General features: G+C 41.0%; 21 protein-coding genes. 19 read left to right on the top strand and 2 right to left on the bottom strand.

Features of this window, described 5'->3' with window-relative positions; genetic code table 11:
• The first annotated feature begins 206 nt into the window (after positions 1–206).
• The 16 genes from V7161_RS17455 (at position 207) to V7161_RS17530 (ending at position 18,457) form a co-directional block, all read left to right on the top strand.
• On the top strand, positions 207–1,412 hold the full coding sequence (locus tag V7161_RS17455) for an acyl-CoA dehydrogenase (protein ID WP_335714231.1): 1,206 nt from the start codon (positions 207–209) through the stop codon (positions 1,410–1,412).
• Positions 1,413–1,435: 23 nt separating this feature from the next.
• Positions 1,436–2,209 carry an SDR family oxidoreductase gene (locus tag V7161_RS17460; RefSeq protein ID WP_335714232.1) on the top strand — a complete coding sequence of 258 codons (774 nt, stop codon included), beginning with the start codon at positions 1,436–1,438 and terminating at the stop codon, positions 2,207–2,209.
• A gap of 39 nt (positions 2,210–2,248) precedes the next feature.
• Positions 2,249–3,418, top strand: a complete 1,170-nt coding sequence (locus V7161_RS17465) for a thiolase family protein (protein WP_335714233.1) — start codon at positions 2,249–2,251, stop codon at positions 3,416–3,418.
• An 84-nt stretch (positions 3,419–3,502) separates the two neighbouring features.
• Positions 3,503–4,090, top strand: coding sequence for a TetR/AcrR family transcriptional regulator (locus V7161_RS17470; RefSeq protein ID WP_335714234.1), 588 nt, complete (start codon positions 3,503–3,505; stop codon positions 4,088–4,090).
• Between the two features lie 27 nt (positions 4,091–4,117).
• The gene (locus tag V7161_RS17475) at positions 4,118–5,794 is read left to right on the top strand and encodes a long-chain fatty acid--CoA ligase (protein WP_335714235.1); all 1,677 of its coding nucleotides are present in this window, start codon (positions 4,118–4,120) and stop codon (positions 5,792–5,794) included.
• 93 nt (positions 5,795–5,887) lie between these two features.
• Complete coding sequence (locus tag V7161_RS17480) at positions 5,888–6,751, top strand: branched-chain amino acid ABC transporter permease (RefSeq protein WP_335714236.1); 864 nt, start codon at positions 5,888–5,890, stop codon at positions 6,749–6,751.
• A complete protein-coding gene (locus V7161_RS17485) occupies positions 6,751–7,800 on the top strand; it encodes a branched-chain amino acid ABC transporter permease (protein WP_335714237.1) in 1,050 nt (349 codons plus the stop codon). The genes V7161_RS17480 and V7161_RS17485 overlap by 1 nt, the downstream gene beginning before the upstream one ends.
• Before the next feature lie 5 nt (positions 7,801–7,805).
• Positions 7,806–8,570, top strand: coding sequence for an ABC transporter ATP-binding protein (locus V7161_RS17490; RefSeq protein WP_335714260.1), 765 nt, complete (start codon positions 7,806–7,808; stop codon positions 8,568–8,570).
• A complete protein-coding gene (locus tag V7161_RS17495; RefSeq protein WP_335714238.1) occupies positions 8,563–9,270 on the top strand; it encodes an ABC transporter ATP-binding protein in 708 nt (235 codons plus the stop codon). The genes V7161_RS17490 and V7161_RS17495 overlap by 8 nt, the downstream gene beginning before the upstream one ends.
• Positions 9,271–9,359: 89 nt before the next feature.
• Positions 9,360–10,574 (top strand): ABC transporter substrate-binding protein, encoded by a 1,215-nt coding sequence (locus tag V7161_RS17500; protein ID WP_335714239.1) that lies wholly within the window; start codon positions 9,360–9,362, stop codon positions 10,572–10,574.
• A 249-nt stretch (positions 10,575–10,823) separates the two neighbouring features.
• Positions 10,824–11,768, top strand: coding sequence for an MBL fold metallo-hydrolase (locus V7161_RS17505; protein ID WP_335714240.1), 945 nt, complete (start codon positions 10,824–10,826; stop codon positions 11,766–11,768).
• A gap of 40 nt (positions 11,769–11,808) precedes the next feature.
• Positions 11,809–13,329 (top strand): long-chain-fatty-acid--CoA ligase, encoded by a 1,521-nt coding sequence (locus V7161_RS17510; protein ID WP_335714241.1) that lies wholly within the window; start codon positions 11,809–11,811, stop codon positions 13,327–13,329.
• Positions 13,330–13,352: 23 nt separating this feature from the next.
• Positions 13,353–14,246: a R2-like ligand-binding oxidase gene (locus tag V7161_RS17515; RefSeq protein WP_335714242.1), complete on the top strand. Its 894-nt coding sequence runs from the start codon at positions 13,353–13,355 to the stop codon at positions 14,244–14,246.
• Positions 14,247–14,274: 28 nt separating this feature from the next.
• Positions 14,275–15,801, top strand: a complete 1,527-nt coding sequence (locus V7161_RS17520; RefSeq protein WP_335714243.1) for an aldehyde dehydrogenase family protein — start codon at positions 14,275–14,277, stop codon at positions 15,799–15,801.
• 17 nt (positions 15,802–15,818) lie between these two features.
• The gene (locus V7161_RS17525) at positions 15,819–17,027 is read left to right on the top strand and encodes an iron-containing alcohol dehydrogenase (protein ID WP_335714244.1); all 1,209 of its coding nucleotides are present in this window, start codon (positions 15,819–15,821) and stop codon (positions 17,025–17,027) included.
• A 218-nt stretch (positions 17,028–17,245) separates the two neighbouring features.
• Positions 17,246–18,457 (top strand): acyl-CoA dehydrogenase family protein, encoded by a 1,212-nt coding sequence (locus V7161_RS17530; protein WP_335714261.1) that lies wholly within the window; start codon positions 17,246–17,248, stop codon positions 18,455–18,457.
• Positions 18,458–18,494: 37 nt separating this feature from the next.
• Here the strand turns inward: V7161_RS17530 and V7161_RS17535 are convergent, their stop codons facing one another.
• Positions 18,495–19,109, bottom strand: coding sequence for a TetR/AcrR family transcriptional regulator (locus V7161_RS17535; protein ID WP_335714245.1), 615 nt, complete (start codon positions 19,107–19,109; stop codon positions 18,495–18,497).
• A gap of 155 nt (positions 19,110–19,264) precedes the next feature.
• On the opposite strand from V7161_RS17535, the gene V7161_RS17540 reads away from it, so the two are divergent.
• The 3 genes from V7161_RS17540 (at position 19,265) to V7161_RS17550 (ending at position 22,439) form a co-directional block, all read left to right on the top strand.
• A complete protein-coding gene (locus tag V7161_RS17540) occupies positions 19,265–20,518 on the top strand; it encodes a GNAT family N-acetyltransferase (RefSeq protein WP_335714246.1) in 1,254 nt (417 codons plus the stop codon).
• A gap of 18 nt (positions 20,519–20,536) precedes the next feature.
• On the top strand, positions 20,537–21,397 hold the full coding sequence (locus V7161_RS17545; RefSeq protein ID WP_335714247.1) for a GNAT family N-acetyltransferase: 861 nt from the start codon (positions 20,537–20,539) through the stop codon (positions 21,395–21,397).
• A 103-nt stretch (positions 21,398–21,500) separates the two neighbouring features.
• Positions 21,501–22,439, top strand: coding sequence for a manganese-dependent inorganic pyrophosphatase (locus tag V7161_RS17550; RefSeq protein WP_335714248.1), 939 nt, complete (start codon positions 21,501–21,503; stop codon positions 22,437–22,439).
• Between the two features lie 55 nt (positions 22,440–22,494).
• Here V7161_RS17550 and V7161_RS17555 read toward each other — a convergent pair whose 3' ends face one another.
• Positions 22,495–24,354 carry a helix-turn-helix domain-containing protein gene (locus V7161_RS17555; protein ID WP_335714249.1) on the bottom strand — a complete coding sequence of 620 codons (1,860 nt, stop codon included), beginning with the start codon at positions 24,352–24,354 and terminating at the stop codon, positions 22,495–22,497.
• Between the last annotated feature and the right edge of the window lie 53 nt (positions 24,355–24,407).

The raw sequence follows: 24,407 nt of genomic DNA on the forward strand, positions 1-24,407 counted from the left end.
AAAAAACTTTTTCAAATAATAGTAGATTAATATAAGAATATCAGTATTAATATAAGAAAAACAGGCACTTTTGGCTAAATAAATATGTTTCTACTATATCAATGAGAAATTTGTCGAAAAGCAGTGTGTTGAATATTCTAAAAATTATGGATATATTAAATTTAGTAACATACCAACTAGTTAGTATGTTAAAAGGAGTGTTAATGATGAATTTCACTTATTCTGAAAAAGTACAAGAGTTACAAAAAAAGCTTAATGACTTCATGGAAGAATATATTTATCCAAATGAAAAGGTATATCATGAGCAAATTGATAAAAATGCTCCATTTTCAAAGGTTCCTCCCATCATGGATGAGTTGAAAGAAAAAGCAAAACAGCAAGGATTATGGAACTTGTTCTTACCAGAAAGTGAATATGGTGCAGGATTAACGAATTTGGAATATGCTCCGCTTTGTGAAATTATGGGCCGATCCAGCATTGCCCCTGAAGTATTTAACTGTGCAGCACCAGACACAGGAAATATGGAAGTCCTTGTTCGATATGGAAAGGAAGAGCATAAAGAGCAATGGCTTAAACCGTTATTAAACGGCGAGATTCGTTCCTGTTTCTCGATGACAGAACCAGATGTGGCTTCCTCTGATGCGACAAACATCCAGTCAAGTATTATCAGGGATGGCGATGAATATGTCATCAATGGAACGAAATGGTGGTCATCAGGTGCCGGGGACCCACGTTGTAAGATAGCGATTGTCATGGGTAAAAACGATCCAACTGCTCCAACTCACGAACAACAATCTATGATTCTAGTACCACTTGACACTCCGGGGGTAACGATTAAACGGATTTTGCCGGTTTTCGGTTATGACCATGCCCCGCACGGTCATGCGGAAATTGAATATAAAAATGTTCGGGTTCCTGCTTCCAATATGCTCTGGGATGAAGGAAAAGGCTTCGCCATTGCTCAAGGTCGACTCGGCCCAGGAAGAATTCACCACTGTATGAGAACCATCGGAGCTGCAGAACGTGCACTTGAAGAACTTTGTAAGCGCGTTCAATCGAGGACAGCTTTCGGTAAAAAGCTTTCCGAACAAGGTGTCATTCAGGAATGGATTGCCGAGGCAAGAATTGATATTGAGCAAGCTAGATTACTGACACTTAAAGCGGCATACATGATGGATACAGTGGGGAATAAAGAAGCGAAAGCAGAAATAGCTATGATTAAAGTAGTGGCTCCCAATATGGCATTAAAGGTAATCGACCGCGCCATTCAGGCATTTGGTGCAGCAGGGGTTAGTGAGGATACACCGCTGGCAGCCAGCTGGGCGAATATCCGAACTCTGAGATTAGCGGATGGCCCGGATGAGGTTCACAAGCGAGCGATTGCAAGATACGAATTGAAAAAATACCGTTAATGGTTTTAATAGGAGGAAGGATCATGCATGTTCAAAAGCTGTTTGATTTAACAGGAAAAGTGGCAATTGTAACTGGAGGCGGCAGAGGTCTTGGCCAGCAAATCGCTGAGGGCTTTGCGGAAGCGGGAGCAAATGTTGTTGTTTGTTCAAGAAAGCTTGAGGCCTGTGAAGAAGTGGCTGAAGGGCTTAGAAAGCTGGGGGTTGAAAGCTTTGCTTTAAAATGTGATGTTTCCAATCCTGAAGATGTAAAAAACGTGGTAGAACAAACAGTGGAAAGGTTCGGACGAATTGACATTCTCGTTAATAATAGTGGAGCTTCTTGGGGAGCTCCTGTTGAAGAGATGCCGCTTGAAGCCTGGCAAAAGGTTATGAATGTTAACGTAACCGGAACCTTCTTAATGTCCCAGGCAGTCGGAAAGGTCATGATCGAGCAAAAAGCTGGAAAAATCATTAACATTGCTTCCGTTGCAGGCCTACAGGGAAGCAATCCAAAATATATGAATGCCATTGGCTATAACTCTAGTAAAGGGGCAGTCATAACCTTTACAAAAGATCTGGCAGTAAAATGGGGTCCACATGGGATCTACGTTAATGCCATTGCACCGGGGTTCTTCCCAACGAAAATGTCTAAAGGACTGCTTGATGAGGGCGGTGAATCCATCCTCGAAGGTACACCATTAAGAAAGTTTGGCTCTGATACTGATTTAAAAGGGGTTGCGCTATTTTTAGCAGCACCAGCATCAGATTTTGTTACTGGTGATATTGTGGTGGTAGACGGCGGCGCTCATGCAATGTAGGAGAAAGTCGGAAAAATTTGACTAAGGGAGTCGATATATTTGAAAAGAGATGCTGTCATCGTTTCAGCTGTTCGAACAGCGATCGGAAGGCAGGGCGGTGCCCTATCAGGCGTTCCTGCACATGTGTTAGGTGCAGAAGTGATCAAAGAAGCTGTAAAAAGAGCGAAAATTAAGCCTGAAATGATTGATGATGTTATTTTTGGCAATGTGCTGTCGGGTGGAGGAAATATCGCTAGATTATCAGTCATTCAAACAGGGTTATCGATTGATATCCCTGGGGTAACTGTTGACCGGCAATGTGGATCTGGCATTAATGCTATTAATCTTGCAGCCCAGGCGATTAAAGCAGGAGATGGAGATATCTTTGTGGCTGGCGGAACTGAGAGCATGAGCCGTGCCCCATATTTGATGGCGCGTCCGGAAAAACCATATCATGCCGAACCGCCAAGATTTATTAAATTACAGGTATCAACTGAAGAGGCCGGTAATCCGCCAATGGGAATAACTGCAGAAAATCTGGCGGAAAAATATCAGATTTCAAGAGAAGAACAAGACCAATTTTCGCTACAAAGTCAACAGCGGATGGCAGCAGCAATGAAAGAGGGTCGTTTTGACGAACAAATTGTCTCGATCGCAATCCCGGTAAAAAAAGGTGAGCCTGTGATCTTTAATACCGATGAACATCCAAGACCGCAAACGACTATCGAGGCATTGGAAAAGCTTCAGCCAGCCTTCTTGAAAGGCGGCACTGTTACAGCTGGAAGCAGCTCAGGATTAAATGATGCCGCATCCGCCCTTGTTATCATGTCGAGGGAAAAAGCGGAAGAATTAAATCTCACACCGTTAGCTGTAATTCGCCAATATGCCGTAGCGGGAGTAGATCCGAATATCATGGGAATTGGGCCTGTTCCGGCGGTTAGGAAAGTACTGGAAAAATCAGGCCTTTCGCTTGAACAAATGGATCTAATTGAAATTAATGAGGCTTTCGCTGCTCAAGTGTTGGCTTGTAATCGTGAACTTGAAATGGATCTTGCAAAAGTAAATGTTAATGGGGGAGCCATTGCCCATGGACATCCGTTAGGTGCAACTGGTGCCATCCTGGCAACAAAAGCTGTATACGAGTTACATCGCTCTGAAGGAAAATATGCTTTGATTACCGCTTGTATTGGCGGCGGTCAAGGAATCGCTACGATCATTGAACGCGAATAATATCAAAACTAAACATTAGGAAAAGGAGGCAGCTTGTTGCCTCCCCTTCCCTCCACCTAGATTAATAGTCGAAAGGAACATCCTATGAAGCAAAAAATTATGGAAACAGGTATCCATTTATTTCACCAAAATGGTTTTAAATCCACTTCTGTGCAGGATATTGTTCAAGAAATGGGTGTTACGAAGGGAACCTTTTACTATTATTTTAGCAGTAAAGAAGAACTACTGAAGGATATTCACTTATCGTATATTGAAGAGATTGTGATACAGCAGGAAGTCATTTTAAAAAACAATTCCTATGATTTTACGAAAAAACTTTATGAGATTATCTTTATGCTCATAAACAACATCCAATCTAAAGGCCCTAGTGCCCGGATTTTTACAAGAGAAAATAGGCATTTAAATGAAAAACATGTAGAAGAGATAAAAGAAAAACGAGCTCAATTCCGTAGAAATACGCAGAAATTGGTTGAAGAAGGAATTAATCAAGGCGTAATCAAAAAGGAATTCCGAGCAGATATCTTAACCTTGGGGATTCTTGGAATGACGAATTGGAGCTATTATTGGTTCAATCCTGACGGTGAAGTCCCAGTTGAAAAAGTGGTTGAGATTTTTCTAGATATGGTCCTTAACGGAATATCAAATCCGGAGAAAGTGTCAAACTCCATTTAACATTCTAATGAAAAGGAGAGCTGCACCATGTTAACTCTTCATCACAAATATTGGCCAAAACTTGCAAAATCTTTGAAGGTTCCTTCTACTTCGCTTTATGACAACCTTCAAGTAAGTGCACGTCGTTATCCAGAACAAGATGCCATATATTATTACGGAAACAAACTTACATATCAGGAACTGGATGCTGAAGTCAATGCCTTAGCAGGGTATTTAGAACACAAGTTAGGCGTCCGTAAAGGTGACAATGTTTTGCTGTTCATGCAAAATTCGCCGCAATTCATCATTGGCTATTATGCAATTATTAGGGCGAATGCCGTTGTAGTGCCGATCAATCCAATGCTGGTTGCCAATGAACTTGAATTTTATATCCGAGATTGTGGAATTAAAACGGCACTAGCTGGCCAAGAACTATATGACCGAGTCCAGCCTCTATTAAGCAGAACCTCCCTTGAGAATTTATTAATTGCTGCTTATTCCGATTATAAAGGGGAAGATTTTCAAGGAGTATTGCCGACTGAGGTTGAATTGCCAAGAGCAACCTTCACAGAAGCAAACCATTACCATTGGTGTGATGCCATCCAGGCAAATCTGACCCCATCTGAACACACTTCGAAGGGTGATGACCTGGTCGTCCTTCCTTATACATCTGGTACAACAGGGCTGCCAAAGGGTTGTATGCATACGAACAAGACAGTACAGGCTAACACGGTTGGCTGTTATCATTGGTCACAGTCAACACCAAATGCGATCCACCTCATGACGCTTCCTCTTTTTCATGTCACAGGAATGGTGCATAGCATGCATATGCCAATCTATAGCGGAAGCACCATTGTGATCATGACCAGATGGAACCGGGATACTGCTGTTGACTTCATTAAAAATTTAGGATGTACCCATTGGGTTACAATTGCGACAATGATTGTCGATTTCTTAGCGAATCCAAAATTAGTTGCAGAGGATATTTCCACATTAACCTCTATTTCTGGAGGGGGCGCTGCACTGCCAGAAGCAGTTGGTGAAAAATTATATAAACTATCGGGATTACGATTTGTGGAAGGATATGGACTTTCCGAAACGATTGCCCAAACCCATTTCAATCCTGCAGAACGACCTAAAATGCAATGCCTTGGCATTCCATCCTTTGATGTGGATGCTAAAATCATCGAACCTGCAACCGGAAAAGAACTAGGTGTCGGTGAGGTTGGGGAAATCATCGTCAATGGTCCGCAGGTAATGGTAGGTTACTATAACCGTGATGATGAAAATAGAAGTTCATTCATAGAAATTGACGGGAAGAAGTTTTTTAGAACAGGTGATATTGGCCGTTATGATGAAGAAGGTTATTTCTTCATAGTCGATCGTGTGAAACGGATGATTAATGCATCTGGATTTAAGGTTTGGCCGACAGAAGTAGAATCTTATCTTTATAAACACCCAGCCATTCAGCAGGCCTGTGTGGTAGGGGTTCCTGATCCAAGAAGAGGAGAAACCGTCAAAGCATTTGTGATTTTAAATGAAGGCTATGAAGGGAAAGTGACTGAGGAAGAAATCATCGAGTGGTCAAAAGAAAATATGGCTGCTTATAAATACCCAAGATACATTGAATTTAGAAAGCAGTTCCCAATGACATCCAGCGGAAAGATTTTATGGCGTACTCTGCAGGATGAGGAAAAAGCAAAAGCGGAAAATACAGTTCAATAAGAGTGAATTTCAAACGGTGAGCTTCAAATGGAGGGCCCACCGGATGGAATATTTTGTGGACAAGCAGTGTTTCAACCAAAAAGGGGGAGAGCAATGGAGATTTTAATTCAGCAGTTATTTAATGGTCTGACCATTGGAAGCGTTTATGCCCTAGTAGCGTTAGGATTAACGTTAGTTTATGGTATTTTGCACATTCCAAATTTCGCTCATGGTGCATTATACATGATGGGCGGGTACGTAACTTTAACCATGATGACCAAATTTGGGCTTCATTACTGGATTGCGATATTCGTTTCAATAATTGTAGTTGGCCTCATCGGAGTATTAATGGAACGGTTAGTCTTCCACCCGCTTAGAGAGGCACCGCCAATCCATGATAAGATTGCTGCCATTGGTATTCTCTTATTCTTGGAGGCATTCGCTCAAAAATTTTGGGGTGCTGATTACCAGTCAATGCCAACCCCATATGAAAGTGTTGTAAAAATCTTTGGTTTAACGATTACTATGCAAAGGCTGTTAATTGTTATCGCTGCAATTGTCGTTATGGTGTTGTTATATCTATTCCTAAAAAAGACCTATACCGGTGCAACGATCATTGCCATGTCACAAAATCGTGAAGGGGCAAACTTAGTTGGGGTTAATACGAATAAGGTTGCCATGTTAACTTTTATGATTTCAGGGGGCCTTGCTGCGATCGCTTCGTCATTATCGGCACCTATAAATCTAGTATTCCCAGGGATGGGACAGCTCGTCATTTTAAAAGCATTTGTTATCATCATCCTTGGCGGAATGGGAAGTATCCCAGGCGCGATTGTAGGAGGCTATATTTTAGGATTTAGTGAAAGTTTAGGTGCAACGTATATCTCTAATGACTATAAGGACATCATTGCCTTTATCCTCCTTGTTATTATCTTAACAGTGAAGCCGACTGGACTGTTTTCAAAGGGGGGCCATTAATGTCAACGATCTTAAATAAAAAAATCGTCATTCCTGTTTTAGTTTTACTTGCGGTTTTCTTTCCTTTCATGACACAAAATAATACGTATATTATTCACGTCATGACCTTATCCTTCATCTGGATGATTGGGGTTTATGGTCTCAATTTACTAGCTGGTTATACGGGATACCTTTCTTTGGCACATGCCGGATTCTTTGCAATCGGTGCGTATTCACTTGGAATTTTAACAGTTAAAGCACAAATGAATTTCTGGCTGGCCTTTTTGTTAGCCCTTGTTATTACAAGTGTCTTAGGTCTTATCGTTGGCGTAATTGCCTTACGGACAAAAGAGCATTTCTTCGCCATTTATACATTGTGCTTAGGTTATATTCTTTATCTAGTGATTGATAAATGGGAGAGCCTGACAGAAGGTGTCCGCGGATTAATTGGGATTCCTGCCCCAGCCAATATTGGTCCAATCAAATTTGATAACGAACTATCAAATTATTATCTTGTTTTAGTGTTCTTACTCCTAGTCGTTCTAGTTATGTATCGAATTATTCACTCTTTATCAGGAAGAACCTATATTGCGATTCGTAATAGTGAGGATCTTGCGCAAACCATCGGAATTTCAACGATGAAAAACAAATTAACCGTATTTGTTCTTTCAACGTTCTTTGCTGGTCTCTCTGGTGCTTTGTATGCTTCATTTGTACGCTTTATTGGACCCGACATTGGTGCTATCCCTATTACGTTTGACTTATTAACCTATTTACTAGTAGGGGGGATTGGAACATTAAGCGGTCCTATTGTTGGTACTCTGCTCATCGTTTGGTTATCCCAATTTTTGCAAGATTTACAGGATCAACGGATGCTCATATTTGGACCTGTATTAACTTTATTGGTTATTTTTTACCCTCGTGGTATCGTCGGAGGAGTTTCTAGTCTTTTCCATATGATCAAGTCGAAAGGCAGTCAGAAATCAACAACTGTGCCTAAAGCTCGAACTGCCAAAGAAATGGTTATTGAAAAAAATACAATCTCAGATAAACAAGTGAAGGAGGGATAGGCGTGATCTTTTTAGAAACAAAAAATCTGACGAAGAGGTTCGGTGGTAACACAGCCGTTAATAATGTCGACTTTACGATTGAACAAGGGAAAATTAATGCGATTATCGGTCCTAATGGCGCTGGGAAATCTACCTTTTTTAACTTGATCAGCGGATTCCATCAACCGACTTCCGGACAGGTTATTTTTAAAGGAGTGGACATTACCACCATGCCATCCAATAAAATAGCTGAACTTGGAGTCGCTAGGACCTTCCAAACTACTAATCTTTTTGAACAATCAACCGTTTTAGATAATGTTATCGTCGGTCATAGATTGAGAACGAAATCTACCCTGGTGGATGCAATTTTTAGAACGCATAGATTGAAGAGAGAAGAGGCACAATGCCGTGACAAGGCAATGGAAGTGTTAGAGTTCGTTGGTTTGAAAAACATCGCTGGTAACATTGTTGGCAGCTTAACTCAAGAAGAGAAGAAGCGGACGGCATTTGCGCTAGCACTAGCGACCGATCCGGAAATTGTTTTCCTAGATGAACCGGCTGCTGGTGTGAACCCTGATGAAACCGAAGGCTTAGCGGAATTAATGCAAAAGATGGTGTCAAAAGGGATTACAGTTTGCTTAATCGAGCACAAAATGCAAATGATTATGAGAATAGCTGACAAAATTATGGTCTTGAACTATGGTGAAAAAATTGCCGAGGGAAGACCAGAGGAAATCCGTAATAACGAAACGGTTATTAAAGCTTATTTGGGAGGGAGCGCCATTGCTTAACCTTAATAATGTCTCTGTCAAATATGGAAGCTTTACAGCCGTCCATGACATAAATATTGAAGTAAATTCTGGGGAAATCGTTGTCCTATTAGGCGCAAACGGGGCTGGAAAGAGTACAACTTTCAGAACCATAAGCGGATTAAGCAAGCCGGCAGTAGGCGAAGTCCTCTTTGAAGGGGAAAAAATCAATAGGAAGTCAGCTGATCAAATTGTCCAATTAGGAATTGGTCAATGCCCTGAAGGACGTAAACTGTTCCCTGCGATGTCTGTTGAAGAGAATCTTAATATGGGTGCCTATGTACATCGTAAGAGGAAAGCGCAAATCAAGCAATCTCTTGAACATGTATATGAATTATTCCCAATTTTAAAGGATAAGCGCCATGACGCGGCGGGTTCTCTAAGCGGCGGTCAGCAGCAAATGGTTGCCATCGGCCGAGCATTGATGTCCAAACCAAAGTTAATGCTCCTGGATGAACCATCCATTGGCCTTGCTCCATTAATCGTTGAGCAAATGTTTGAAGTCATTCAGAAAATTAATAAAGAAGGAACCACCATCCTGTTAGCTGAACAAAATGCCAACGCTGCATTAAAAATTGCTGACAAAGGCTATGTTTTTGAAAACGGCTCCATTGTCCTAAAAGGTACTTCAGCCGAATTATTTGCTAATGATGAGGTTAGAAAAGCCTATATTGGTGCTTAAAGTCTAACATTGCCTTTAAGGGGGTGATGAAGGGACCATTCATCACAGTCAGAATCTGGAGAATTATAATATTACTAGGGGGAAAACCAATGAAAAGAATGAAGTCTTTATTAATGATGTGTTTTATCTTCGTTATGATTTTCAGTTTGGCTGCATGTAATAGTACAAGCGATAAGACAGCAAGCACAAAGCCAGCATCCAATGGCGGCGGAAGCAAGTCAGGAGACGTTGGAACAGTCAACATTGGTTACACTGGGCCATTAAGCGGACCTGCAGCATTTTATGGTAAGCGTACCCTAAACGGTATTTCGATGGCAGCTGAGGAAATTAACAGCGCTGGCGGATTTGAAGTTGGCGGTAAAAAGTACAAATTAAATATCGTCTCATTGGACGATAAATACTTACCGAATGAAGCAGGAGCCAATGCGAAAAGGCTAATGCAGGAAAACAAAACGCCAATTATTTTTACCCCGCACAGCGGCGGCGTATTCGCATTACAAGTATTCAACCAACAAGATAAATTCATTATTGGAGCTTACACGAGTGAACCGAAAGTTTCTGATGTGGGCAACAAACTAACTGTCCGAATTCCTCCTCGTTATGATGGCTATCTAAAGCCGTTTACTGATTATGCAATGGACAAGTTCGGAAAGAAAATTGCTTTCCTTCCAACTGCATCTCAATATGGGAAGGACTGGTCTGCAAAGCTTAAACCATATTGGGAAAAACAAGGTGGAAAAGTGGTTTACAATTCTTCCATTGACTTTGCCAAAGAAACAGATTTCTTTACGATCGTTACAAATGCTCTTAAAGAAAAGCCGGATGTATTATTTATCGGTGGTGCATCTGAACCTACAGCAAAGGTGGCAAAACAAGCAAGAGAGCTTGGATTTAAGGGCGGTTTCATCGTTATGGACCAAGCTAAATTAGATGAGATGAAAAAGATTACTGGCGGCTATGATGCACTTAACGGAGCAATTGGTGTAATGCCATTAGTTGATTCTGATGAGGCTGCTGTCCCTGAATATGTGAAGAATTATAAAGCTAAATATAATGAAGATCCAGGCTCTGAAGCAGGATTAAATTACATTGGTATGTATGCATTCGTTGAAGCTATGAAGGCTGCGGGTTCCGTAGACGATGTTGAAAAAATCCGTGCCAATATGCAAAAGGGTCTTGATAACATGCCAGATAAAGCAAAGGTTTACAATATTCCTAAAATTGGCGAGGATGGCGGTTTCGAATCAGAGTTAGTAGTTGCTGCGGTTGAAAACGGTAAAATCGTGCCAATTAAAGTGAAATAATCCAAAAATAAAAGAGTAATAGCCAATTAAAAAACCTTTTCCCCCTTGTAGAAATTACGATAATGCTTCAGCCGTGATTATACACAAGGGGGATTTATTATTTTTTGAAAAAAATAAATAATTTTCATAATTTGAAAGAAGATAATCATATTATAGGATGGCTAGTAATATAGTTTTGGTAGCAGATGGGGTAAACCTCATGCTTATTGTGGTGGCAGAATAATATTTTTGGAAGGGAGGGGCAATGGATTGGTTAAAATAGTCCCCCTTGAATTAGAAACGCACTTTGCTGAAGGTACGGTGAATGCCTTTTTAGCGATTGGTGAAACCGTTACGTTAATAGATACAGGAAATCCTGGTAAAGAGTCCTTTCAGAAGCTTAAATCAAACTTACATAATTATGGAGTTACATTAAAAGATATTGATCAAATTGTGCTTACCCATATTCATATAGACCACGCAGGAGCCATACCACATATTCAAGCAGAAATAGATATACCTATTTTTGTCCATGAGCAGGCGAAGGATTCGATTAATGTTGATGTTAACGAGTTTGAGAGAGTGCAGAAGTTTTTTAATAATTTTATAGAAAGCTGTGGGGCAGATCCCTTTGAACATATCATTCAACGCCGCTTCAGAGAGGAAAAATGGCGAAATGTTTCCTTCCTAAATGAAGGGGATGAAATTCATTTAGGTGGACATAGGTTTGAACTAGTACATGTTCCCGGCCATAGCCAATGTGACATATTACTCTGGAATCCCGAAACAGGGGATGCGCTTGCAGGTGACCATCTTATAAAGGCCTTTTCTGTAAATGCTTTTATCGAACCGCCTAATTCGGGGGAGAATGTCAGGCCAAAGCCGCTCCTTCAGTACCGTAACTCTCTCGAAAAAGTAAGCCGGCTGCCACTGACGATGATTTACCCAGGTCACGGAGAGGCATTTTCTGAACATTTATCATTGATCAAAACAAGATTGCAAGAACAGGAAAAACGGTGTGACCAGATTATACAAATTCTTCGCAGCGGTGAAAAAACAATATTTGAAATCTGTTCTGAAATGTATCCACGATTACATGGCAGAACTGTGTTTTTAGGATTATCACAAATTCAAGGTCATTTAGATTTGCTTGAGGAAAGACAGCTTGTCCGCTATGAACAAAAGGGCTCAATAGTCATCTGCCACGCCACATAGAAGGGGAAATTCTTTCATTTTTTAAATAGGAGAGGATTTAATGAAGTTAAAGGACCTGCTAGAGACCAATATCGCTGAGTTTGGGGAGTATCCGCTATTATTTTTCAAGGGTAAGACTTTTACAAATTTGGAAACGAAACAATTTGCTGACCAATTTGCTAACGGATTACAAGCTCTAGGGATTGAGAAAGACGACCGTGTAATCGTCTGCATGCCAAATTGTCCCGAAGTCCTTGTTGCTTATCAAGGAATTACCAGGGCGGGAGCGATCATCGTTCCAGTAATGTTCACTCTTCATCCAAAAGAGCTTCATTACATTGCCTTAAATTCAGGTGCTAAAGCAGTTATAACTTCCTCCTATGTACTTCAAAATGTTGAAAAAGCTTTAGAAGGATTACAGGCAAAACCACAGTTAATTGTGGTTGATCAGCCATCAAATGACCGGGCGAAAAACTTTTATGATGTAATGGCGCAAGGAGAAAGCCGTGAGTTTGGTGAAGTGAAACCAGAAGATACAGCAGTAATTTTATATACATCTGGTACTACCGGAAATCCAAAAGGTGTTCTCTTAACTCATAAAAATCTCTTTTCTAATGCAGCGAATTCCGCCAAACATAATGATACAGAGCGAGGAACTACACTTGGGGTTCTGCCGCTTGCGCATGTCTATGGTCTGACGGTTTCCAATGTTTGCTTCCTTACGGGAAGTTCAATTGTCGTTTTCTCTAGCTTTGATGTAAAAGAAGTGTTCAGCGCGATTGAGAATTACCGCGTTAAAACTTTTTCAGCCGTTCCTGCGATGATTCACGCCTTAGTTTCTTATCCAGAAGCTGACCGATATGACACTTCGAGATTAGAGTCAGTAGGTTCAGGATCAGCACCGCTTCCCGTCGCATTATTAAATGCGTTTGAACAAAAGTTTGGCGCAAAGGTATATGAAGGCTATGGGTTATCAGAAGCAGCACCGGTAGTCACGGCCCATAAAAAAGGATATGAAGTAAAACCGGGGTCGGTCGGCATTCCGATTCCGGGGGTAGAAGTGAAAATTGTGAATGAAAATGGTGAGGAGCTTCCAATAGGAGACGTGGGAGAATTAATCGTTCGCGGTGATAGTGTAACGCCAGGGTACTACCAAAATCAGGAAGAATCACTTCGAGTGTTAAGGGACTCGTGGTTATATACCGGTGATATGGCCCGGATTGATGATGACGGCTATGTTTATATTGTCGACAGGAAAAAGGATTTAATCATTCGCGGCGGCTTTAATGTTTACCCACGTGATGTCGAAGAAATTCTCAATGCTCATGAACAGGTGTTTGAAGCGGCAGTTGTCGGAGTCCCAGATGAGCGAATGGGTGAAGAAATGGTTGCATGCGTTGTCAGGAAACCGGGTAATGATGTGACGGAAGAGGAATTAATCCGTTATTGCCAGGACCATCTCGCTAAAAACAAAACACCTAGAAGAGTAGTGTTTCTTGACTCCTTGCCTCGAAATGGGGTAGGGAAAATCTTGAAAACTCATTTGCGTAAAGCGGCTTCGGATATTGTAATCAAACCCTAAAGATAAAAAGGAGGAATAAACGCATGGAAAAAAGGACCATTTTAACGACAAGCAAACGAGGGTTACTTGAAGATTCTTTCCCTTATCGTCTTTATCAAAAAGCAAAGCGGTTGGGAACTTGGAATCCGGCAGATATCGATTTTAGCAAGGATGAACAAGATTGGCAAACCCTTAACGCTGTACAAAAACAGGATATCCTGAGGCTGATTTCGCAATTCCAGGCAGGGGAAGAGGCGGTTACACTTGATCTTCTTCCACTAATTATGGCAATTGCCAAAGAAGGCCGTCTTGAAGAAGAAATGTTTCTAACCACCTTTTTATATGAGGAAGCCAAGCACACCGAATTTTTTCGTCTTGTGCTAAATGCTCTTGGCGAGAAAGGGGACCTTTCCCATTTTCATACAGAAACATATCAGAAAATTTTCTATGAAATTCTTCCAACAACGATGGAACACCTTATAACCGACCAGTCTCCAGAAGCGATAGCCGAGGCATCTGTCGTGTACAACATGTTTGTTGAAGGCGTATTAGCAGAGACGGGATATTACTCGTTTTATGAAGCGTTAGAAAAGTCAAATATAATGCCAGGCCTCCTCGAAGGAATAGGGAATTTAAAGAAGGATGAGTCAAGACATATCGGCTACGGCACCTTCCTTTTGCAAAGATTGATTTGTGAACATCCGCATCTCTTTGATTTTGTTGCAGCCAAAATGGCAGAACTGACTCCGTTAGCTATTCGGTTAAATCAGGAAGGAATTGCCGGGAGGGAGGTAAGTTCATTCGGAGGAAATCCTGATGATGTCATGAATTTTACCTTAAAACAACTATCTGTCCGGATGGAAGTGTTAGCTAGAGCAAAAGGTAAAAAGATCGAAGAGATTTATAGAGTAACAGACAGTGAGATTGGGGTTCTGTAATGAAAATATAACTAAGGAGGATTTAGCGATGACAGTACAGGTAGAGGTGCCAGCATTTCCCCACTTTATAAACGGAAAGTGGGAGCAAGCAAGCAGCCTGGAAATGTTTGATGTGTTTAACCCAGCAACGGGTGAGCTGGCAGCAAAGGTTGCAAAAGGAACGCCGGCTGACGTGGATCGTGCTGTAAAAGCAGCGCGTGACGCCTTTGACAATGGCGATTGGAAAAGTATGAAACCAAAGGATCGAGCAAATGTTCTCTATGCTATTTCCAATCAAATCGCTGCGAATGCAGAAGAATTGGCGTACTTGGAAGCAATTAGTTCAGGCGGAACGGTACGTCGAATTGGCAGCAGCGATATTTTACAAATGGTTGATTTATTTCAAACGCTGGCAAAATTTACGTTAGACTATCCTTTTTCTGAGACTCTACCAGTTCCACCATTCCCTGGGCCGGCCCATAACTTTATCTGGAGAGAGCCTATTGGCGTTTGTGCAGCCATCACCCCTTGGAATCTGCCAATGGTAATCGCGACATGGAAGATCGCTCCGGCACTGGCAATGGGGAACACCATTGTGATCAAACCTGCCAGCTACACCCCGCTTTCTACTCTGAAACTAGCAGAAATTATCTCTGCCGTGGTCCCGCCTGGTGTCATAAACGTTGTAGCAGGTCCTGGTGCAGAAGTAGGAGAGGCTTTGGTGACACATCCTGAGGTTGACAAGGTTGCCTTTACAGGATCAACCGAGGTTGGCAGAAGAATTATGGGACTTGCCGCTGGGACGATCAAAAATACTACCTTAGAGCTTGGGGGAAAATCGCCAAATATTATTTTGGAAGATGCCGACCTAAGCATCGCCCTCCCTGGAAGTTTGTTTGGGGTATTCCTTCATTCCGGCCAGTTATGTGAATCTGGTACCCGGTTATTTGTCCCAGATAAGCTTTATGACCAAGTGGTAGAAGGACTTGTGGCCTTGGCTGGAAAATTACAGCTCGGAAATCCGCTTGATCCCGCAACCGATGTTGGACCTGTCATTTCGAGAAAACAAAAAGAAACCATTCTCTCTTACATTGAGGCTGGAAAACAAGAAGGAGCAACATTGGTTTTCGGCGGCAAAGAAGTGAAGGTCCCAGGCTGTGAAGAAGGTCATTTTATCGAGCCGACGATTTTTACTAATGTAACTAATGATATGAAAATTGCTCAGGAGGAAATTTTCGGACCTGTACTATCTGTTATCCGTTATTCAGATTTAGATGAAGCGATTAAAATGGCAAATGATACGATATATGGATTAGCTGGAGGTGTTTGGACCCGTGACGTAAATAAGGCCTATGAGGTTGCGAGAAAGCTTCAAGCAGGTGTGGTTTGGATCAATGACTGGCATATGCTTCGCAGTGATGCTCCGTTCGGCGGATATAAACAAAGCGGCATCGGCCGGGAAATGGGGCAGCATTCTCTTGATGCCTATACACAAGTGAAACATGTTCACACTTCCATGTCCCCAGAGCTAGAAAGGCGTAATTGGTACGGTATTCTATTCGGCCATAACAAATGAAGAGGTGAGGATTTATAATGAAAACAACCTTATCACAGTTCATGTTACGTACTGGAATTTACAGCGGTTCAAATTCTCGGGCCATGGTACCGAGTTTATTTGCCGGGCTTGGTGCCAAACGTGTACTTCTTCTAAGCGATAGAGGCCTAGAAAAAGCAGGTATCGTCGAAAAAGTAGCGTCTATTTTTGAGCTGACTGGCCATGGTAGCGGCCCGCAGCTAGTTGGAACATTTCTTGACATTTCTCAAGATGCGGAAAGCCGTTGTATTAATGATGCGGTTCGTTATGCAAAGGAAGTCGGGGCAGATAGTTTGCTGGCGGTTGGCGGCGGAAGTGTCCTTGATACTGTCAAAGGTGTGAAGTATGCACTCCATAAAGGGCTTGCCGACATTAAAGAGGCTATTCCGGGCGGCTTATTGTATGAGTCATTTCCAAAGGCGAACTATATCCCCATTCCGCATATTGCCATACCGACGACAGCGGGTACTGGATCAGAGGTGTCGCCTATTGCAGTTATTTATAATGAGGATATTCAAATGAAGACGAATATCATCAATCCGTTTATAAATGCCGATATGGCCGTTTTAGATCCGGACTTAACTGTTGGGCTTCCGCCATTCATAACCGCTTTTACAGGTTTTGATTCGTTAACTCATGCGATTGAGGCATTGGCATCACCGACAGCGACGGGATTAACAGATGCTTATGCCCTTCATGCGATTTGCTTAATTGAAAAAAATCTTCCGGTTGCAGTGGCGGAAGGCGAGAACCTTGAAGCCCGGATGGATCTGCTTCAGGCGAGTTTAATGGGAATTACCGCCTTCAGCTTCGCTTTAAATGCGATTCCGGTTCATAATATGGCTCATGCATATGGTGCGTTGTTCCGCATTCCGCATGGCTTGGCAAACGCTGTGTTCTTACCGGTGGTCATGGAACTGGTTCCGCAGCTGTATTTGCCAAAGGCGGCTGAACTGGCACAAGCCTTAAATGTGGATGTGAAGGGGGATTCAGCTGAAACCGCTTTATCTAAGGTTGTGGATAAAATTCGCTTGCTCCAGAAAAAGTGCGGCTTACCGGCTGATTTTAAAGAATACAATATTTCGGAAGAAGCACTGTTGCAGACGATTCCAGCCGTAATGAAGGACCCGGCGGCCTTGAGTTTCCCAATGCCAAAGGAATTGATTGCGGAGATTGGGCAAAAGGTTGTTCCGTTGACGGTTAAGTAATTTGGTGAATCCCAGCCAGCTTTTTGAAAAAATTTGCTGGCTGGGGTGATCGCAAATAAAATTGCTAGATTCACAAATAAATGGGTCAGATTCGCAAATAACCAAGGAAGATTCGCAAATAAATGGGTCAGATTCGCAAATAAACAAAGAAAATTCGCAAATAAACCAGGGATCCTTGCAATTAAACTTACAATAGACTCAGGAGGAACATAACAATGATGGATTTTTCACTTACAGAAGAACAAGAATTATTAAGAAAAACAGTAAGACAGTTTGTAGACAAGGAAATTAACCCATATATTCGAGAATGGGATGAAAAACAGCATTTTGAATCGTCTATCCTAACACGTCTTGCTGATTTAGGACTTATGGGTGTTTGTATTCCTGAACAATATGGCGGCAGCGGCATGGATTATAACTCTTTGGCCATTGTCTGCGAAGAATTAGAAAGAGGAGATACGGCCTTCCGTACAGCGGTATCAGTTCACACTGGTCTTAACAGCATGACCTTGCTGCAATGGGGGAATGAAGAGCAAAAGCAAAAGTATCTCACACCTCAGGCAAAGGGTGAAAAGGTTGGTGCTTTTGGATTAACCGAGCCTAATGCTGGGTCCGACGTTGCGGCGATGCAAACAACAGCCGTAAAAGAAGACGATTATTATATATTAAATGGGTCTAAAACATGGATTTCCCTTTGTGATGTAGCCGATCACTTTTTGGTGTTTGCTTACACGGATAAGGGCAAAAAACATCATGGAATTTCCGCATTTATTGTAGAGAGGAAATGGGAAGGATTTTCTTCAAAAGCGATTAAAGGGAAACTGGGAATTCGTGCAGGAAATACGGGGGAACTCTTTTTTGATAATGTAAAAATCCCGAAAGAAAATTTACTTGGACAAGAAGGGGAAGGCTTTAAAATTGCCATGTCTGCCCTAGATAACGGCAGATTTACCGTGGCAGCAGGTGCATGTGGTACCATCATGGCCAGTTTAGAAGCAAGCTTAAAATATTGTCATGAAAGGAGTACCTTTGGAAAAGAAATTGGCAAGCACCAGCTTGTACAGCAAATGATTGCCAAAATGGAAGCGGGCTTAGTGCAATCACGTTTACTTGTATTTAGAGCCGGCTGGTTAAAAAATCAAGGGAAACGAAATACACGTGAAACCTCTCTAGCAAAGTGGCAGGCTTGTGATTATGCCTGGGAAGCTGCAAACGATGCGGTACAAATTCACGGTGCATATGGATTCTCCAATGAGTACCCGGTAGAGCGTTATTTAAGAAATGCCAAAGCACCGGTTATTTATGAAGGAACACGTGAAATTCATACTGTTATGCAGGCGGAATATGTTTTAGGCTACCGCAAGGACAAGCCCTTATCAAGCACACTTCCAGCATGGCCGTTTGAAGAAGCAAAAGAAACAGTAAAGTAAAAAGTAAAACCCATTATGGTTAAACCATAATGGGTTTTTAATTAAATCCTAATTTAGTATATATTAGTTCTTGTATCTCCTTATAGACCTTTTGATAAGGATATTGGTCTAGCAGCATCGCAAAATGCAAGGAGATACCATCAATAACTCCCCAGAAAATGAAGGAAAGTTCATCAGGATTAACAATTGTTGAGATTTCCCCTTTTTCAATTCCTTCCGCCAAAATACTTTTAAAAAGGTTTTTATACAATTCATATCGAGCCAGCATGATATCGCGTAGTTCGTTTTTTCTAGTGGAATACAGCCAAAATTCGATATGTACCCGGGTTGAATTGGAAAATTGGGGGTGTTGATCAAGGTGACTATATAGGTGGAAAAAATAATCCAGCTTTTTTCTTGTATCAGCCAATTTTTCGAGTTCGTGTTTTAGCGAAGTAATGTTCTCGTTTGTATGTTGATTCATTAATTCAATGTAAATATCATCCTTGGAGTTAAAATAATTATAAATGGCTCCCTTGCTGATTTTGGAATGGGCAACGATATCGTCTATTGTTGCAACTTGAAATCCTTTTTCAGCAAAACATTCAAAGGCACTCTTGAGGATTGCCGCTTTCTTTTCTTGCTTATATTTATCGGAAACAACTGGTGGCATAAACATCCTCCCCCAAAATTCTTGACTAAGACTAATCTTAACAAAAATCATGTCAAAATGTAATGAAAGATTTTTATCAGAAAATATTGAAAAAGGGATAAGGATTTGATTTAATTAAAATAGACTATATAGTCGGTTTTGGTGGGAGGGAAACAATGAGCGAGATTAGAAAATTAAATAACGAAGAATTAAAGGAATTCGTAGATATCGTGACAAATGCTTATCCTGGGATGATGCAGCCAACAAAAGAGATGAAAGAGGCCACTTTAAAAAGATTTATCGAGCGACAAGACCAAGATGATTCCCTCGATTTTTACGGCTTGTTTAGAAATGACAGATTATTGGGAGGGATGAGGCTTCATTACTACCAAATGAACCTTTTCGAAAAATTCATTCCTGTTGGGGGAGTTGGGCTTGTAGCAGTCGATCTTTTACATAAAAAAGAAAAAGCAGCCAAGGAGCTCATTTCATATTTTCTAAGTTCCTTTTTAGAAAAGGGAACAAATATGGTGCTTCTTTATCCCTTCCGTCCTGATTTTTACAAAAAGATGGGGTTTGGGTATGGACCAAAGATGCACCAGTATCGAATCACTCCGGAAAGCTTCCCACTAGGTCCGAGTAAAACAAGACTTAGGTTTTTAAACTTTATAGATAAAGAGAAAGTAAGGGATTGTTATTCTAGGTATGCTATTAAAACCCATGGCATGTTTTATAAGACCGATGCGGAATTAGAAGGGATGTTTAAAAATCCAGACATCAGAATAATTGGATTTGAAGAGGATAATGAAATCAAAGGCTATATGCAGTTTTCATTTGAAAAAAGGAGCCCAACCAATTTTATAAACAATGACTTAGTCATCAAAGAAATGATTTTCGAAACTCCTGAAGCTTTGTTAGAAATTTGCACGTTTCTCCATACCCAAGCGGACCAGGTAAACCGAATTGTATGGAATACCCAAGAGGAAAATGTCCACTTTTTGATTGAGGATCCACGCAATGGTTCTCATAATCTCCTTCCTAGCGTATATCATGAAAGCAGCCTCTCAGGTGTAGGATTAATGTATCGCATCATTAATGTTCATGGGATTTTTGAAGATTTAAAGAATCGTAATTTCAACCATGTAACGGCGAAGGTAAAACTTAAGATTAAGGATACATTATTGCCGCAAAACAATGTCGAGTTAATTCTCCATGCTCAAAACGGCTGGGTGAAAGTGGCTTCAAATGGGGATCATGATGTTGAAATCTCATTGGATATATCTGATTTTTCTTCAATGCTCATGGGAGTTATAACCTTTAAAGAGTTATATATACTGGGAAGAACAGAAGTATCAAATTCCAAGTATATCCAGACTATGAACCGTCTGTTTTTCTCAATCGAAAAGCCTAGATGTACTTCTGTATTTTAGCTTAGGAGGGGAAAAGGAATGCAATATACTATAAAAAAATTAACTGAATGCACCATACAAGAGGCCGTTATAGCCTGGAACCGAGGTTTTGAAGAATATTTTGTCAAAATTGAAATGACACCCGATTTGTTCTTTAATCGCTTGGTAAATGAAGGTCTTTCATTGAACGATTCCATTGTTGCATTTGATCAGAAGGAACCAATCGCCATCGTAGTAAATGGGTTTCGCACGATGGAGGGTAAAAAAACAGCCTGGAATGGCGGAACGGGAATTGCTCCAGAATATCGAGGGAAAGGTGTTTCTCAACTATTAATGGAAGAAACCTTAAAAATTTATCAGGAAAATGGGGCCGAAGCTGCCACGCTTGAAGCAATAAAGGAAAATGAGAAAGCCATCCGCCTATACCAAAGATTTGGTTATGAGATTATCGATTCACTCGTATTCTTGAGCGGGACACCAAAGGGTACAAATGTGAACCCAATTCAAGCAGAATCGATCCGCCCAGAAAAGCTGCCGCTTCTTCCATTTTATAAAGAAAATGTTCCATGGCAATGCCAATGGCAGAGCGTAAAGTCCGGTGAAGCACAAGTCTATTATAGTAAGTCGGGAAATCCACTGGGGTATGGCTTGTATAAGAGACTGTGGAATCAAAATGGTCAGCTAGAGAAGGTATTTTTATATCAGGTGAAACTATTAGGAGAAGTGAATGTCCAGAACATAAATGCCATTTTGGCCGCGTTCACTGAAAATGCCGATAATACGGTGAACTTCACGATCATCAATGGATCCATCTCCAATCCAGTTATTCAATACCTTATGGATCTTGGATTTAATAAAACCACAGAGCAGGTTCAGATGCTAAAAAAAATCACCGAATAAATTTTTTTTGAAACCTAAATCGTATTATTATATAATTTCCAATAGGGCCATGTTCATTTAATGGGCGGTCTTACATAATTTAATACGATTAGGAGTAATAAAAATGGAAAAAGTATTGATTTTCGGACATAAAAATCCAGACACAGATTCAATTTGTTCTGCGATCGCCTATGCAGACTTAAAAACACAGCTAGGGTTAGAGGTTGAGCCTATCCGTCTTGGCCAAATTAATGGCGAAACACAATTTGCGCTTGATAAATTTAATGCTGAGGTTCCACGTTTAGTTGAAGCCGTGGCATCGGAAGTCAACTCTGTTATCTTAGTTGATCATAATGAGCGCCAGCAAAGTGCAAACGATATTACTGATGTTCGTGTATTAGAAGTAATTGACCACCACCGGATTGCTAACTTTGAAACAAGTGATCCCCTTTACTACCGCTGCGAGCCAGTTGGATGTACAGCAACTATTTTAAATAAAATGTACAAGGAAAATGGCAAGGAAATTAAACCTGAAATTGCCGGACTTATGCTTTCAGCGATTATTTCTGATTCTTTGTTATTCAAATCACCAACCTGCACGCAAGAAGACGTGGCCGCTGCACGTGAATTGGCAGAAATCGCTGGTGTCGATGCGGAAAGCTACGGATTAGAAATGCTTAAAGCTGGTGCAGATGTTAGGGATAAATCAATTGAAGAACTTTTAAGCCTGGATGCTAAAGGATTCGAAATGGGCGCAAGTAAAGTGGAAATTGCGCAAGTGAATGTAGTTGACACGGCAGATGTCCTGTCACGTCAAGAGGAATTAGAAGCTGCTATTTCGCAAAAAATCGAAGAAAAAAACCTTGATTTATTCTTATTTGTAGTCACAGATATTTTAACTAACGATTCAATTGGTTTAGCGCTAGGAAGCAAAACTGCTGCTGTAGAAAAAGCATATAATGTGACACTTTCCAATAACACCGCAACCTTAAAAGGTGTTGTTTCCCGTAAAAAACAAATTGTTCCTGTCTTAACAGATATTTTCACTAAAGGTGAATTGTAATAAAAAAACCGTTCATGATTAAATGGGCGCACCTGAATCCTGGTGCGCCCATTTTTTATAGAACGGAAATGTACTTATTTTCTTGCAATTTGTCTTTCATGAACGGATAAAGGTTTACAGCCAGATGGATGTTCAAGAATTGCTGGCTGTCCGAAAAATCCGTTGACAGGATATCTTCGATTCTTTTTAACCGGTAGATTAAAGTATTTGTATGAACATGGATGGCTTCAGCCGCTTCCTTAGCATTTTGATTGTGTTCGAGGTAAGCAAACAGAGATGGTAGGAGTTCGCCTTTCCTGGATTGATCATAATCAATTAATGGACCTAGTACCTCTCTTATAAAATCAGTTAGTTCTTCCTCGCTGTTTTGAAGAAGAAGCCGTTGGACACCGAGATCTTTATAACTGATAACCTGGTTTTTTCCTCTGAAACTCCGGAGGAATTGCAGACATTTCGCCGCTTCCTGCAAAGATTTGGTTACCTTCAATAAACTCGAATGAATCCTGCCGATCCCGATTGAGACGGTCGTTCCCCAATTTTTTAATTGAATTTCCTGCTGGAATTTCGATACGAGCTCTTTTACTTGATGATGGGCATAAGAGGCAGATACCTTTTGTTGAAAAGTTAAAAGGATGACGATTTGATCTTGATTCCTAGCAGCTATACCCTTTAAGAAATTTTTTAAAAATACGCGGTTGGCTAGTTGGACCAGATGGCGGATAATACTGTTCCGTTTTGGGATATTATCGGATTCGTCAAGACGAATGATGAGTGCCATATAGTCCCCCATAGGGTCGAAATCCATCTGTTTTGTTTTTTGAAGAATCGTGTCGTCCATTTTGCCGGAAAAGAGGACGTCGATAAATTGATCATTTATTCTTTCTTGTGCATCAAAAATCGCTTGTTCTTTTACTAGCTCTAATGCGATAACGGTACAAGCATGTTCCAATGCGGCAATATCCACTTCACGCATTTTTTCAGGTGCAACAATGACCAGAGAGCCATAAAGTGTCGGCTTTGCCCCGACTGGAAGTACTGTCAAACACTGATTCCCCTCATTTATGGTTATTTCATTAAAAGAACGGGGAGTTCCAGGTGTCTTGATAGATTCCTGTGCCATTTTTTTAATACTTAATAAGTCAGTATTTCCCATAGTGTCCTGAAAGGCAGAAGAAATCAGCTCACCAAGATCATCAAAAAGCAATACCGTGTGGCCGGTCGTAACGTGCAAATAGGAAATAATCGAATCAAGTCCTTCACCGTTTAAAACTAGCCTCGCGAGCTGATTATGGATATCCACCGAACGGGAAAGCATCTCGTTTTGTTGTGAAATGGTATTATTCAATGATTCCAGCTGCCTTACAGTCTCTTCCTGCTCACGGTATAGACCGGCTTTTTCCAAAGCAACGGCCGCTTGATGGGCAATCGCGGTTAATAGATTAATATCCTCCGGAATGAACTGAAGCGATGGGTCAAAAGAATCAAGCGTAATTACTCCTATACAATCACCTTTTAACAGGATAGGGGCGCAAATGGTCGAATAAGGGACTGTTGGTATGGTTTTAAGCATCAGTGCATGGTTCTTTTCGGAAAGGGTGGCGGTTGCCTTTTCTACTTCCGTCCTGTTATGAAAAATCAAGCATTTCTGCGCAGTAAATGCAAGACCTGTCATTGACTCGCCAGGTTTTAGCCTCACATTTGAAATTTCAGATTTAAAATTGCTGTCAGACTTTGGAATGAGCACATCATCTCTTGGATCATAGATAAATAATACGCCTCCATGGGCAGCATCAATGACAGAGATGGTTTGAACCATAATCGAGTTAATAATAATATCGATATCCAAGGATGAGTTTAATACGTTGGAAACATGTATTAATGACTGCAGCTGTCGATGGCTAAGAGTTTCCTTCATGATGCACCCCCTATCTATTCTTCAAAAATAATCTTAAAATCCATTTCTATTAT

The sequence above is a fragment of the Neobacillus drentensis genome, assembly GCF_036965425.1.
GTDB lineage: Bacteria > Bacillota > Bacilli > Bacillales > Cytobacillaceae > Neobacillus > Neobacillus drentensis_F.